Here is a 13,254-nt window from a genome sequence, read left to right as displayed (position 1 = left end):
CCCCCGTCACGCGCGCTCGACCATGTCCGGGAAGCTCAGGTAGAGCGTGGTGCCCTCCCCCTCCGCGGACTCCAGCCACACGTCGACGCCCATTTTCTGGCAGAGCTCGCGCACGAGGTAGAGGCCCATGCCCGTGGAGCGGGCGAAGCGCCGCCCGTTCTCCCCGGTGAAGCCCTTGTCAAAGACGCGCTCCACGTCCGAGGCGGGGATGCCCACCCCGTCGTCCGCTATCGCCAGGCGCGTTGCCCACGAGTCCAGGCCCGTCTCGTCTCGCTCCGCCCAGATGCGCACGTGACCCCGACCGTCCTTCTCGCTGCGGTACTTTGCCGCGTTGACGAGCACCTGCCCTATGACGAAGGAGAGCCACTTGGGGTCCGCGTGCACCGTGAAGCCGAGCTCTCCCAGCTCGGGCGTGACGCGCGCCCCGATGAGGGTGCGCGCCTTGTGGCGCAGCGCGTCGCGGACGACCTCGCCGAGGTCGACCTCGCGAATCTGGAAGTCGCGTTCGAGCGAGGTGCCGCGCGAGTAGTAGAGCGCCTGCTCGACGTAGCCCTCGATGGCGTCCACCTCGGCGTCGATGGAGTCCACGACGGGCGAGGGGTTGTTCTTGGCTATGAGGCGCGCGGCGGCGATGGGCGTCTTGATCTCGTGGACCCACGTCTCCACGTACTCGCGGTACTCGCGCGAGCGCCGGCGCGCCGCGGCTATGCGGTCGCGCATGGCCTTGGACTCGCGGTCCAGGGCGTCGTAGAAGAGCTCCTCCTCGAGGGAGGAGGGCCGGTCCACGAGCTCCGTCGCGAGGTAGGACTCGTCCAGGGAGTCCATCATCTGGGAGAGCCGCCGGTAGAACGGGCGGCGGTGCAGCCAGTCAAGCACCAGCGCGGAGGCACCGGCGAGCACGAGCACGCCGCACACGAAGGCCGTGGCGGCCGGGTCGAGCCCGTAGACCGTCATCACCAGCGCGCAGAACGCGAGGGCCACCGCACCAACCGCGAGCGGCACCAGGCGATCTGCGATATACGCCCCGAAGCCCATTTCCCCCGTCACTCCACCAGATAGCCCATGCCGCGCTTGGTGAGCACAAAGTCCTCGACGCCGATCTTCGCGAGCGTGGAGCGCAGGTGGGAGACGTTCACCGTGAGCGTGTTGTCGTCCACGAACTCGTCCGACGCCCAGAGCTCCTCCTGGATGCGCTGGCGGCTCACCACGGCGCCGGCGTTGCGCATGAGCAGCGCGAGGATGCGCAGCTCGTTCTTGGTGAGCTCCGCGGTGCGCCCGGCGCAGCTCACCCGGCAGCGGGCGGTGTCCAGCGTGACGCCGGCGTGGGAGATCTCCGCCGCGGCGGCGCCCTCGCCGTAGCTCCTCTTGAGGACCGTGGCCACGTGGGCGAGAAGAACCTGGTCGTTGTAGGGCTTGGGCACGAAGTCGTCCGCGCCGAGGGAGAGCGTGAGCAGCTCGTCCACGTCGTTGTCGCGGGAGGTCACCACCACGATGGGCACGGCGCTGCGGCGGCGCACCTCGCGGCAGACGTACTGGCCGTCCACGCCCGGGAGGTTGAGGTCCAGGAGCACGAGGTCCGGCGCCGCCGCCAGGATCTGGGCCGCGACGTCCCCAAAGTCCGTGATCGCGGCGGCCTCGTAGCCGTTGCGCTCCAGCAGGACGCAGAGCTCGTCGCGCAGGCGCGCGTCGTCCTCCACCACCAAAAGCCGTCGCATGGGCACCTCCCGTCTCGTGATTGCTGGCAAGGGTAGCACACGGCCGGGACGCCACGTTCTTCTCGCCCGCCTGGCCTGGCCGCCGGCGTTGCAAGATTTGGAGCTATGTCACACGGCCGCACCGAGGCGTTGTCAGAAACGGGGCCGTGTCACGCGTGTCGACGGCTCCGGGCGAGAAGGACGCTCTCGCTGACAGCCTCAATGACAAAAGCCCAGTTGGCGCATGTGGTTCGCACCGCACGCCACACCCCGGTCATGACATGGCCACGGTTTTGGCAACACCGTGGACCGAATCCGTGACATAGCTCCGGTTTTGGCAACGCACCCGGCTGCCCGGCCGCCGCGTCCACGTCACACGCCTGTTACCGCTTGCGGCACGCCCGTCCTTCTCGCCCGCCGGCGGACTATGATGGGAAAACTGTGTGACGAGACCGAAAGGCCAGACATGACCATCGTCGACATGCTGCGCGCCAACGCCGAGAAGTACCCCAACGAGGTGGCCCTCGTGGAGGTCAACCCGGAGCGGCGCGAGAACCGCCACATCACGTGGCGCGACTACGACCTGGTGGAGACCACCGACGACGTGCCCTTCCGCCGCGAGATGACGTGGTCGGTCTTTGACGAGAAGGCCAACCGCTTTGCCAACCTGCTGCTCTCCCGCGGCGTGCGCAAGGACGACAAGGTCGCCATCCTGCTCTACAACTGCATCGAGTGGCTCCCGCTCTACTTTGGCGTCCTCAAGTCCGGCGCCACGGTGGTGCCGCTCAACTTCCGCTACTCCGCGGACGAGATCGAGTACTGCCTGGACAAGGCGGACGTGGACATCCTCGTGTTTGGCCCGGAGTTCATCGGCCGCGTGGAGGAGATCGCCGACCGCATCCAGGCAGGGCGCCTGCTCTTCTACGTGGGCGACGACTGCCCCACCTGGGCGGAGTCCTACCGCGAGCTGGCGAGCCTCTGCTCGTCGGCGGACCCGCGCGTCCCCCTCTCGGAGGACGAGGACGCCGCCATCTACTTCTCCAGCGGCACCACCGGCTTCCCCAAGGCCATCCTCCACCACCACCAGAGCCTCACGCAGGCGGCGGAGATGGAGCAGCGCCACCACGGCCAGACGCACGACGACGTGTTCCTCTGCATCCCGCCGCTCTACCACACGGGCGCCTGCATGCACTGGATGGGCAGCCTCATGGTGGGCGGCCGCGGCGTGCTCCTGCGCGGCGTCTCCCCCAAGACGGTGCTGGAGACGGTCTCCAACGAGGGCTGCACCATCGTGTGGCTGCTCGTGCCGTGGGCGCAGGACATCCTCGTGGCCCTGGAGGAGGGCACGGTGCGGCTTGAGAACTACCGCCTGGACCAGTGGCGGCTCATGCACATCGGCGCGCAGCCGGTGCCGCTCTCGCTCATCCGCCGCTGGCGCGAGGTCTTCCCCAACCACGCCTACGACACCAACTACGGCCTCTCGGAGTCCATGGGGCCGGGCTGCGTGCACCTGGGGCTGGAGAACATCGACCACGTGGGTGCCATCGGCGTGCCCGGCTACCGCTGGGAGTGCAAGATCGTGGACGAGGCCGGCGCCGAGGTCGCGCCCGGCGAGGTGGGCGAGCTCTGCGTGAAGGGCCCCGGCCTCATGGAGTGCTACTACAAGGACCCCGAGGCCACGGCCGAGACGCTCGTGGGGGGCTGGCTCCACACCGGCGACATGGCCCGCCAGGACGAGGACGGCTTCTACTGGCTCGTCGACCGCAAGAAGGACGTCATCATCATGGGCGGCGAGAACATCTACCCCGTGGAGGTGGAGGGCTTCCTCATGGGGCACCCCGCCATCAAGGACGTCGCCGTTATCGGCCTGCCGGACGAGCGCCTGGGAGAGATCCCGGCCGCGGTGGTGGAGCTCAAGCCCGAGGCCGAGCGCCTCACCGAGGAGGACGTCCTCGCGTTCTGCAAGAGGCTGCCGCGCTACAAGCGGCCTCGCAAGGTCATCTTTGCGCCCGTGCCGAGAAACCCCACGGGCAAGATCGAGAAGCCGGCGCTGCGCGCGAAGTACGGCGCCGACGCCATCGTCGCGCGCGAGACGCGCCACTAATGTTGACAGGGGGACAGTCCCTTTGTCACGTTATGCGCAAGACTTGACAAAGGGACTGTCCCCCTGTCAAGCAGGAGAGGAGAGACATGGACAAGAACCTCATGTCCGGCAACGAGGCCATCGCCCAGGGTGCCTGGGAGGCCGGCGTCAACGTTGGCGTGGGCTATCCCGGCACGCCGTCCACCGAGACGCTCGAGGCGCTCGTGCGCAAGGACGACGTCTACTGCGAGTGGTCTCCCAACGAGAAGGTCGCCTTCGAGGTGGGCCTGGGCGCCGCCGTCGCCGGAGCGCGCTCGCTCGTCACGATGAAGCACGTGGGCGTCAACGTGGCCGCCGACCCCTTCATGGCCGCCGCGTCGACGGGCGTGAACGCCGGCCTCGTGCTCCTGGCCGCGGACGACCCGTCCTGCTACTCGTCCCAGAACGAGCAGGACTCGCGCTTCTACGCCGCCTTCGGCCGCATCCCCTGCCTCGACGCCGCCGACTCGCAGGAGTGCTACGAGATGGCCCGCGCCGCCTTCGAGCTCTCCGAGCGCTTCGACACGCCCGTGATGCTGCACGAGACCATGCGCATCGCGCACACCCGCACGATGGTGGGGGCGTCCGGCGCGCGCGAGGCGGTTGAGCCGCGCCCCTACGAGGACAACATCCCCAAGTACGTCATGATGCCCGCCAACGCCGTCAAGCGCCGCGTGGTGGTGGACGAGCGCCAGGCCGAGCTCGAGGCCTACGCGGAGACCTGCCCGTTCAACCGCGTGGAGCGTCGCAGCGAGAAGATCGGCGTCATCTGCGCCGGCGCCGTCTACCAGCACGTCCGCGAGGCGCTGCCCGAGGCCTCCACGTTCAAGCTGGGCCTCGCCTGGCCGCTGCCCGCCCGCGCGCTCGCGGACTTTGCCGCGTCCGTCGACGCGTGCTACGTGATCGAGGAGGCCAGCGACTACTTCTCCTCGCGCGTCCGCGCCCTCGGCATCGAGCTCGCCGAGCCGCCCGCCGCGCCGCTCCCCGTTGCCGGCGAGCTCAAGCCCGCCCTCATCCGCGCCTCCTTTGGCGTGGCGGAGCCCGAGCACCTCGCCGCCGCGACGGACCTCCCGCCGCGCCCGCCCGCGTTCTGCCCCGGCTGCCCGCACCGCCTGGTCTTCTGCGAGCTGCGCCGCATGAAGGCCATCGTCACCGGCGACATCGGCTGCTACACGCTGGGGGCCGTCGCCCCCTACGGCGCGTGCCACACGGTCATCGACATGGGCGCCTCCCTCTCCATGGCGCACGGCATGGAGCTCGCTGGCGCCACCGAGCGCACCGGCCGCCCCGTCATCGGCGTCATCGGCGACTCCACCTTCGCCCACTCCGGCATCACCAGCATGCTCGGCACCATCTACAACGGCGGCACCGGCACGCTCTGCATCCTGGACAACCGCACCACGGCCATGACCGGCACGCAGGGCAACCCCGTGAACGGCGTCACCCTCACGGACAGCTCGCACAAGATCGGCCCGCTGGACAACCCCACCGGCAAGGCGCTCGACCTTCTCGCCCTGTGCCGCGCGATGGGGGTCGAGGACGTGCGCGAGGTCGACGCCCAGGACCTCCAGGCCGTGCGCGCCGCCCTCAAGGCCGCCGTTGCCAATGCCGACCAGCTCAGCGTCATCGTCTTCAAGGCGCCGTGCCGCCTCATCGACCGCAGCCGCGGCAAGCTGCCCACCATCCGCGACTGCCGCGCCTGCGGCCAGTGCGTCAAGATCGGCTGCCCCGCCCTCGGGCGCGCCAAGGACGGCACGGCCGTGATCGACCCCACGCAGTGCGTCGGGTGCGACCAGTGCGTCCAGTCCTGCCCGTTCGGCTGCATCACGAAGGAGTAGACCCATGGCAGAAACCGAGAAGAACGGCGCCCTCGTCACGGGCACCAAGACCATCCTGCTCGTGGGCGTGGGCGGCCAGGGCACCATCCTCGCCGGCAAGCTCCTCGCCACGGTCGCAGCCGACGCCGGTCTCGACGTCAAGGTATCCGAGATCCACGGCATGAGCCAGCGCGGCGGGTCCGTCTCCACCGTCATCCGCCTGGGCGAGCACGTCTCCACCATGGTATGCGACGACGGCTGTGCCGACGTGGTGGTGGCCTTCGAGGCCGTGGAGGCCCTGCGCGCGCAGCACTTCCTCGCCCCCGGCGGCAAGATGTTCGTCAACGACGAGCAGATCACGCCCGTCTCCGTGAACATCGGCAACTTCCAGATGCCCGAGCGCGTGGACGAACGTCTGCGCGAGATGGGCGCCCACCTGCTGGACGCCGGCGTCATCGCCCGCGGCCTGGGGACCCCCCGCTCCACCAACGTGGTACTCGTGGGCGCGCTCTCCACGGCGCTGCCCTTCGACGCCGAGCTCTGGCGCGACGCCGTGCGCGCCTGCGTGCCCGCGGCGACCGTGGACGCCAACCTCGCCGCCTTCGAGGCCGGGCGCGACGCGGCGATTCGCGGCGAGGCCCGCTAGGCCGGCAAGACACCAGGGGTCGTTCCAGCAGCTCCGTCACAACGGGGCCCCGGTCGCAGATGGTTGCGACCGGGGCCCTTCTCGTGAGCTGGTGGGATGGCGCGTCCCCCGACCACGCCAGCCCATGGCGTGTATGGAATACCTACCCCATTCGTGCCGGTCGTAACCGTGCCCCGATCGGGGTCGCCCGCGCTACTCGTCGTCGTCCTTGAAGATCTGGTGCAGCGCCCAGATGTCAAAGAGGTCGCGGCCCGAGAAGCCGCCCAGTATGCAGAGGAGCATCATCGGCATGATGAAGACGACAAAGACGAACATGAGGAGGTCCTCCACGAAGGCGTCCACCCACGGGCTCACAATGGGCACCACAAACCCAACCACCGGGACCACCACAAAGCGCACGAACGCCGCGAACGCACCGGCCGCAAGCACTGCCTTGGCCACGAGAGCGAATTGATACCCAAGCGCTCGCAGGAAGTCCCCGCGGAACTTCACAATGTCCCCCACCACCCAGAACACGAGGTGGATGACAAGCATCAAAGCAATGGTGATGTGGGTCATGGGGTCGTAAGTGTTAACCCCTTCAACGAGTATGCCCACGTAGACGAGCACTATAAACCCGAGCCACACCACGCAGAGCTTGAAGAAGATGCCGTGCGTGAAGTCCTCCGGCTCAAACGGGCCTCGCCCTCGCCCCGTCCTACGTCCCATGCCCGCCTCCTAATCCAGCCTGAAGCGCGCGGCGTCCGCGCCCGTGCCCACCGTTACCACCGAGCCCTTGGCCACGCTCATCCAGGTGGAGGTTCCGCCGGTGGTGAAGTCGCTGATCTGCCAGCCGCCCTTGCCGGGCGCGTAGCGCACCGCGCAGTGGACGGGCGCCACGCAGCTCGAGGGCAGCACCACCTGGCAGCGCGAGGGGTCGCTCCCCACGTAGACGGTCTCGCCGCTCCTGAGGGGGAAGCCGGCGCCCGCAAATGGGCCAGCAAGGCACGCGAGCACGGGGGCGTGATCGGCGGGAGCGGGAACCGGGGCCGGAGCGGGGGCCACGCGCGGGGTCGCGGCAGCGGCGCGCGGAGCCGCCGTCGCCGGACGCGGTGCGGGACTCGCCGCGGGCGTGCCGGTCGCGCGCGGCGCGGCGGGCTGGGGCTCGCCCAGGATCTCCGCGCGGGCGTCGCGGCCCGACCACTCGGCACCAACCGCCCTGAAGGCGTACGCGACGCCCGGAATCCATGCCACGCCCAGGTGCCATGCGATCTTGAACGCGCAGTAGAGCCATCCGAAGATCCCCCACTTGCTGTCGCCGAGCCAGCGGGAGAGTATGATGCCGATCCCCAGCCCGGCAACGCCCTGTACGGTGGACCTCTTGGTGGCCTCCAGGGCCTCCTTCCAGGTGGCGAAGGCCAGGCCGACGCCGTAGAAGGGCCCGGCCAGGACGTAGGCCCAGCCGATTCCCCCTCCGCCCACGGCGAGGACGAGGAGCGTCGTGAGAACGAGCCCCAGCACCGCGGAGATGACGAACTTCCTCGTTGCCGTGCCCTTGCGAAGCAGGACCTCTGTGTTCATGAAACCCTCCGTTCCAAAACCCTCGCGCAGGGCGAGAAGAACCTTCTTGCAGACGCTCCCCCGTCAGCCCGCGTCCGTGAGCCCCGGGCCGGCGGGAGGGACGTCATCCGGACGCTCCGACCCGGGCGGCTCCACCATGACGTAGGGACAGGTGGGGTCCGTGGGGCGGAAGCCGTAGGAGGTGGCCGGGGCCGGAGACGTGTCCTGGGTCGATGCTGAGGCGGCGGCCGAATCCGCAGCCGCTGACGGGGCGGGCTCCGAACCCGCAACGGCCACCGAGCCCGCGTTCTTCTCGCCCGCAGGCGTGCGCCGGAAGGACGCGGCAAGTCCCATGGCAGAAAAGAGGAGCCCCGCGACCATGATCCACCAGTAGGGTTGGCCGAGGTAGTACCTGTCGCGTGCGACCATGACGTAGTTCACGTCAAAGAGCGCCATCTGCACAAGAATCCACGTGAAATAGGCGGTCGCGAGCAGATAGCTCAGGCGCCCCGGCCGCAGTGCGCAGGCGAGCGTCAAGACAAGGGAGAGGGCAATCGCAAGGAGGGAAGCCATGGGCATACTCGCATCACAGCCACGCGACGAGCCGGTACCCGGCAATGCCGAAAAGGACGAGCCGAGCCGAAAGGAGCCCCAGCACGATGGAGGTGCCCCAGCGGGCCGCAGCCGCGGCGCGCGAGGAGCGACGCCCGGTGATGACTCCCGCCACGACCGTCACCACGCAGACGAGGAGCGTCGGCAGGAGCAGGAAGGCAGGGCTCAGCCCCAGCTCAATGATCGTGCGGTCCATCACGCCTCCCCCGCCCGCGCCTCGAGTCCCGCCACGACGTCGTCGAGGAGCTCGAGCGTGCGCTCGTGGGCGTACACGTAGCGGCTGCCGGGCAGCGAGCGTATGAACTGGCAGAAGGACTGGCCTATGCCGCCCTCGTCAATGTGCAGGTTGCAGGTGTAGGCGCCTCGGGCGTAGCCCTCGGTCGCGTACACGTGAAGGCCGTGGTGGAGGTCCGCCGTGATCGTGAGGTAGGGCGGCACCGAGAGCGCCGTGGGATCTGCCACGAGGCCCGTGACCTCGCCGGACGCAACGTCGTCGCGAAAGTCGCGCAGGATCTGGAGACGCCGGTCGCGGGACATGTGGCGCACCATCTGCGAGGGAAAGTCCACGAGCACGCCGTCATCGGCGAACTGCCGCAGCCCCTCCTCGGTGAAGACGGTGTAGTAGCTGCGGTGCAGGGCGCGCAGCCGCTCGAAGCGGCGATCTGCCACGTCAATCACCACGTCGCGCATGGGGACCTCGGGCCGCACGTGCTCCTCTATCACCTCGCGAGTGTAGTAGTGGCCCAGGCAGGGCTGGGTCATGATCGTGTAGTAGCCGTCCTCGTCCGTGGCGGACATGTAGGCCTCGAGGGTCCCGAGGACATCGTCGGAGTACGTGTTGAGCGGCCGGCACTCTCGCTGCACCCCCTCGAGGCTCTCGCGATAGAGCCTCACGAGGGCGCGGTCGCGCGTGACGTGCGCCACCGTGAGCTTGGCGTCCAGGCGCACGAGCCACTCGCCCGAGACCACGAAGTACGGCAGTGGCTCCACCGAGCCCGCCTCCTCCGCGACGCCGTAGAACCCGTAGCAGAAGAACCTCCCGCGGGACATGAGGGAGAGCTGCAGCAGCTGACGCACGACCTCGAGGTTGCGGACGCGAGCCTCGCGGTCCGTGCGGTCGGGCACGAGGTTCACGAGCTGCCGCACGCAAAGGTCCTCCGGGGCGTCTCGCCACAGGGAGAGAAGCGCGTCCGTGGGGGCGCCCTCGGAGGGCAGGTAGAGGAGCACCTCCGCGTTCTTCTCGCCATGTGCGCCGCTCTTCTGGCCGCGCGCCCCGCTCTCCCCCGCCCCGCACGCGAGAACCTCCCGCAGCACGGACCGCACGCGCACCGAGCCCGTCACCACGCCCTCCGCGAGCTCGGTGCCCGAGCCGGACGGGAGCTGCGTCGTCTCCTCGGTGGAGACGTGCAGGCGGGCGAGGTCGAGCAGGGTGTCGCAGATCGCCCCCTGCACGAGGTAGGCCTCCTCGCCCTGGATGAGCATCTCGTAGCGCTCGTTGAGCTCGCGGACCTGGGGAAGGCTCAGCTGCAGGTACTGGGCAAGGCTTCTCAGCGCCATGTAGGAGAGCGTGCGCTCGTCCTTGAGCGCCTTGTGGATGGACGTCCGCTCCACGCCCGAGCCGCGCGCCACGCTGGCGATCGGCTCGCCGCGGGCATCGAGCAGCTCCTTGAGATAGGTTGCGAACTTGGACACGAGCGCCTCCCTGGCTTGCGGGGTCTTCACCTCACATTGAAGCACGTCCCTTCAGGTTTCTGAGCCCTCGCGTGGCACGCAGCTGTGCGCGATTAGGCGAGAAACGCGTCACGGATTCTGTCACAGCCTCATGGGCGCGAGAGCCGCTGGTACCGTGGGGAGCAACGGCAACAAGATGGGAGGACGGACATGACCGACACGGGACACCAGCCGCACCTCCCCAACGCGCGACAGCGTCAGACCTTTGCCGTCACGCTCCTCTCGCTCGTGATCACCGTTGCCGCCGTCGTGGGCATCGTGCTCGTGACGTCACGCCGCGCGGAGGGAGAGATTCGGCCGCCGGAGGAGTTCGCGGAGCACATCACCGAGTACGACAACGGGGACTTCACGTATGCCTTCCCCGAGGAGGACATCCGTTTTGACGAGAGCGAACTCGTGCTCTATGCCAATAGCACACTTTTTGTCTGCTGTCGGGAAGACCTCTCCGCGCGAGAGAAGAACGCGCTTGCAAATGAGGTGGGCGGCACAATCGTTGGACACCTGGACGGCTCCATGCCCATTCTGCAGATTCACGTGGATCCCTTCGACCTCGATGGTTTGGAAGAGCTGTCGCAGAGGCTCATGGGCACCGGCAACGTTCTCTATGCGACCTACGAGATGCCCCTCTCGTTTGAGGCGGAAGCGGTAGAAGACACCAACGAATGGGTGGAGAACAGCGCCCCAAATGAGGATGACCCTTCCGGGAATAACTGGTGGGCCGAGGCCATCGGCTGCTATAGCGCCTGGGAGCATGAGAGCCTTTTTGGAGAAGCGACGGTGGGCATCCTTGACACGGGTTTTGACCTTGACCATCCGGACCTCATCGGCGTGATGGACATGATGCCCGGCATGCCCGACAACGTCGAGGATGACCACGGCACTGCTGTGGCGTCGGTCATCGGCGCCATTGACAACAATGAAGGGCTTCGCGGCGTGGCGAGCGGAGCTGATGAATCTGGAAGATTGCAGATGCGCGGCATCGACATCGACAGTCCCTCAATCAAAAGCCGGGGAGGTTTCTGCGAGGCCCTGCGACAATTTGTCCAAGAGGATCACGGAAGCAAATCGCCCCTGCACGTAATCAACTCATCGGGAGGGGTTGTTGGCGTTGAGGAGCTCTCCGACGAGGGGCTCGAGGCCCTCTTTGGAAGAAGCTTCCTTCTATCCGACGAGCAGAAGCTCCTCGCGCAAGGACACTATGCAAAAGAGTCCTCGAATACGACCATGATCGCGATGATGAAGCTCCTCCATGAGGCGAAGCATGGTCCTGCCGCCCCCGAGAGCGGGGAGTTTCTCTTTGTGCAGTCGGCGGGAAACGCGCTCTATGACGGAAAGCCCCTGGAGGCATGGCGCAACGGCTTCGCGGCCGGCATCGATGAGGAGCTCTATGACGAGTTCGTCAGGATGAGCGGAAATCCGGGAATTACCTTCGATGAGCTGCACGCTCACACACTCGTCGTGGGTGCCACCCAACAGCGGGATGACGACGAGCGCCACCTTTCTGACAGCGATTACTCGCTTTCAAGCTCATCTTGCTACGGTGAGGAATGGGTCGACATCTGCGCTCCCGGGAAGCCCATCTTTGCTGCCACGCTCGCAGGCGAGAAGGCCTATCGAGAAGACTGGAGCGGGACGTCCTTCTCTGCCCCCATGGTAAGCGGAGCCGCAGCGCTGCTCTGGGCCATGAATCCCGAGCTCACGGCTGCCGAGGTGCGCTCCCTCATCCTGAACAACACGTCGGGCACCGCCACTCCAGCCACGGACTATCAATATGGGAGGTATCCGATTCTTAACGTAGGGCTTGCCGTTGAGGATCTGGCGAAAGCAACCTCCCGCGAGAATGCCGTTCACGCCTGCAGCGTGCTGGTGCGCGACGCCCTGAGCGACGCGCCAGTCGAGGGCGCAATAGCAAGCTTTGAGGAGACCGGCGGTGGGCTCAGCGAGACTCTCGAAACAGATGCCACGGGCTTCGTCATCCTAAAGACGGGGGAGCCCACGAGCTTCGAGGTGACCATCTCCGCAGATGGCTACCAACCACAGACGCTCTCACTACCCACATCCGACCATGCCCTCGAACTTGATGGTGAAATCAATGCTGCGACAAAGGTGATTCTGCTCGTCCCCGAGGAGGCGGAACGAGGAGACCCGTCGGAGCTCCTGGAGCGCATCATCGAAGGCAGCGGACAGGACGTACTCCAGACAGGCGCTTGGGAGTTCGACCGCCCGGACCAGGTCAAGAGCGGCTGGACGCTCGTGCCCGAGGAGCGGCTGGACGGCCTTCTACTCGCCGACCTCTTTGACTACGACTCCGACGACCAGCCGGAGCTCCTCGCCGTGAGCGTGCGCCCGCGCGACGGCTGGGCGGCACCCGAGCGGAACATGGCAGGATGGAGCGAGGCGGAGATCACGATATCCGTGTATGAGGTCGCGGCCAGCACGCCCGACCTCGCCGACGAGATGACCCTCGTGGTCCCCGGCCTTCCTGACGAGCACCCCGAGACCTCCGTCCACGTCTTCCGGGGAAACCGCCAGGGATGCCTCGTCTACCTTGACGTATACGGCGCCTTCAACGACCAGTGGATGGCAACGCTGGGCGTCCGCTACACCTCCGACGGAAGCCTCGTCGTCGAGGGCGGCGGGCTTCTCTACGAGCACTACAACGACGTCCTCTGCCTTGCCGCGATGGCCGGAGAGGGTGCTCCCGCGCTCTTCAACGCAGCGCCCTACAACGAACCCTGGGACGGATGGACAGAGCTCTGCCATCTGAGCTGGGGGGACGACCCCACTCCTGGGGGCAGCTTCTTCGACGAATACGCGGAGGCGTACGAGGTGGCCCTTGGATCCGTTGGCCTTGCGCCCGGGACGGCACGAAGCGGCTTTGCCGGCAGCACCGACGAGCTCGCTCGCACAAGAGAGAAGTGCGCCATGAGACCGTCAGCGACGCTCGGCCTCACCACCGGCGGCGAGATCGTCGAGCTCGGAGGCATCGTTTCGAGGACGCAGGGGGACACGCGGGGAATCGAGCTCACCGTCTATGACGAGACGGGCCTGCTCGACTCCTGGAGATAGCAGGGCACGACCGGAAAGGAAATC

Annotated in this window: 11 protein-coding genes; 4 read left to right on the top strand and 7 right to left on the bottom strand. The window is 67.5% G+C overall.

From position 1 onward, the window contains the following. Positions 1-6: 6 nt before the first annotated feature. Together B5F79_RS03610 and B5F79_RS03605 are read right to left on the bottom strand one after the other, a co-directional pair. Positions 7-1,035, bottom strand: coding sequence for a sensor histidine kinase (locus B5F79_RS03610; protein ID WP_087217566.1), 1,029 nt, complete (start codon positions 1,033-1,035; stop codon positions 7-9). An 8-nt stretch (positions 1,036-1,043) separates the two neighbouring features. Further along, on the bottom strand, positions 1,044-1,715 hold the full coding sequence (locus B5F79_RS03605; protein ID WP_087217564.1) for a response regulator transcription factor: 672 nt from the start codon (positions 1,713-1,715) through the stop codon (positions 1,044-1,046). A 445-nt stretch (positions 1,716-2,160) separates the two neighbouring features. On the opposite strand from B5F79_RS03605, the gene B5F79_RS03600 reads away from it, so the two are divergent. From B5F79_RS03600 to B5F79_RS03590, 3 genes are all read left to right on the top strand, one after another. Further along, complete coding sequence (locus B5F79_RS03600) at positions 2,161-3,798, top strand: class I adenylate-forming enzyme family protein (protein WP_087217562.1); 1,638 nt, start codon at positions 2,161-2,163, stop codon at positions 3,796-3,798. Positions 3,799-3,884: 86 nt separating this feature from the next. Beyond that, positions 3,885-5,654 carry a thiamine pyrophosphate-dependent enzyme gene (locus B5F79_RS03595; protein ID WP_087217560.1) on the top strand — a complete coding sequence of 590 codons (1,770 nt, stop codon included), beginning with the start codon at positions 3,885-3,887 and terminating at the stop codon, positions 5,652-5,654. Between the two features lie 4 nt (positions 5,655-5,658). Further along, positions 5,659-6,279, top strand: a complete 621-nt coding sequence (locus B5F79_RS03590) for an indolepyruvate oxidoreductase subunit beta (protein WP_087217558.1) — start codon at positions 5,659-5,661, stop codon at positions 6,277-6,279. Positions 6,280-6,471: 192 nt separating this feature from the next. Here the strand turns inward: B5F79_RS03590 and B5F79_RS03585 are convergent, their stop codons facing one another. From B5F79_RS03585 to B5F79_RS03565, 5 genes are all read right to left on the bottom strand, one after another. After that, on the bottom strand, positions 6,472-6,987 hold the full coding sequence (locus tag B5F79_RS03585) for a hypothetical protein (RefSeq protein ID WP_087217555.1): 516 nt from the start codon (positions 6,985-6,987) through the stop codon (positions 6,472-6,474). A 9-nt stretch (positions 6,988-6,996) separates the two neighbouring features. Beyond that, on the bottom strand, positions 6,997-7,839 hold the full coding sequence (locus B5F79_RS03580; RefSeq protein ID WP_087217554.1) for an FHA domain-containing protein: 843 nt from the start codon (positions 7,837-7,839) through the stop codon (positions 6,997-6,999). Positions 7,840-7,902: 63 nt separating this feature from the next. Beyond that, positions 7,903-8,391 carry a hypothetical protein gene (locus tag B5F79_RS03575; RefSeq protein ID WP_087217552.1) on the bottom strand — a complete coding sequence of 163 codons (489 nt, stop codon included), beginning with the start codon at positions 8,389-8,391 and terminating at the stop codon, positions 7,903-7,905. A gap of 13 nt (positions 8,392-8,404) precedes the next feature. After that, on the bottom strand, positions 8,405-8,626 hold the full coding sequence (locus tag B5F79_RS03570) for a hypothetical protein (RefSeq protein ID WP_087217550.1): 222 nt from the start codon (positions 8,624-8,626) through the stop codon (positions 8,405-8,407). Next, positions 8,626-10,122, bottom strand: coding sequence for a hypothetical protein (locus B5F79_RS03565; protein WP_087217548.1), 1,497 nt, complete (start codon positions 10,120-10,122; stop codon positions 8,626-8,628). The genes B5F79_RS03570 and B5F79_RS03565 overlap by 1 nt, the downstream gene beginning before the upstream one ends. A 189-nt stretch (positions 10,123-10,311) precedes the next feature. Here B5F79_RS03565 and B5F79_RS03560 point away from each other — a divergent pair, with 189 nt between their 5' ends. Then, on the top strand, positions 10,312-13,230 hold the full coding sequence (locus B5F79_RS03560; RefSeq protein WP_087217546.1) for a S8 family peptidase: 2,919 nt from the start codon (positions 10,312-10,314) through the stop codon (positions 13,228-13,230). The last annotated feature ends 24 nt before the right edge of the window (positions 13,231-13,254 follow it).

Origin of the sequence: Olsenella sp. An285, from assembly GCF_002159625.1 — a bacterium.
Taxonomy (GTDB): domain Bacteria; phylum Actinomycetota; class Coriobacteriia; order Coriobacteriales; family Atopobiaceae; genus Thermophilibacter; species Thermophilibacter avicola.
The sequence above is the reverse complement of the archived record's forward strand: the minus strand, read 5'-3'. Positions and strand labels throughout refer to the sequence as shown.

Excerpts from the sequence above, each read along its gene's own strand:
- B5F79_RS03610 (WP_087217566.1), bottom strand. The coding sequence starts at position 1,035 with ATGGGCTTCGGGGCGTATATCGCAGATCGCCTGGTGCCGCTCGCGGTT.
- B5F79_RS03585 (WP_087217555.1), bottom strand. The coding sequence starts at position 6,987 with ATGGGACGTAGGACGGGGCGAGGGCGAGGCCCGTTTGAGCCGGAGGAC.
- B5F79_RS03560 (WP_087217546.1), top strand. The coding sequence starts at position 10,312 with ATGACCGACACGGGACACCAGCCGCACCTCCCCAACGCGCGACAGCGT.
- B5F79_RS03575 (WP_087217552.1), bottom strand. The coding sequence starts at position 8,391 with ATGGCTTCCCTCCTTGCGATTGCCCTCTCCCTTGTCTTGACGCTCGCC.
- B5F79_RS03590 (WP_087217558.1), top strand. The coding sequence starts at position 5,659 with ATGGCAGAAACCGAGAAGAACGGCGCCCTCGTCACGGGCACCAAGACC.
- B5F79_RS03600 (WP_087217562.1), top strand. The coding sequence starts at position 2,161 with ATGACCATCGTCGACATGCTGCGCGCCAACGCCGAGAAGTACCCCAAC.
- B5F79_RS03595 (WP_087217560.1), top strand. The coding sequence starts at position 3,885 with ATGGACAAGAACCTCATGTCCGGCAACGAGGCCATCGCCCAGGGTGCC.
- B5F79_RS03570 (WP_087217550.1), bottom strand. The coding sequence starts at position 8,626 with ATGGACCGCACGATCATTGAGCTGGGGCTGAGCCCTGCCTTCCTGCTC.
- B5F79_RS03580 (WP_087217554.1), bottom strand. The coding sequence starts at position 7,839 with ATGAACACAGAGGTCCTGCTTCGCAAGGGCACGGCAACGAGGAAGTTC.
- B5F79_RS03605 (WP_087217564.1), bottom strand. The coding sequence starts at position 1,715 with ATGCGACGGCTTTTGGTGGTGGAGGACGACGCGCGCCTGCGCGACGAG.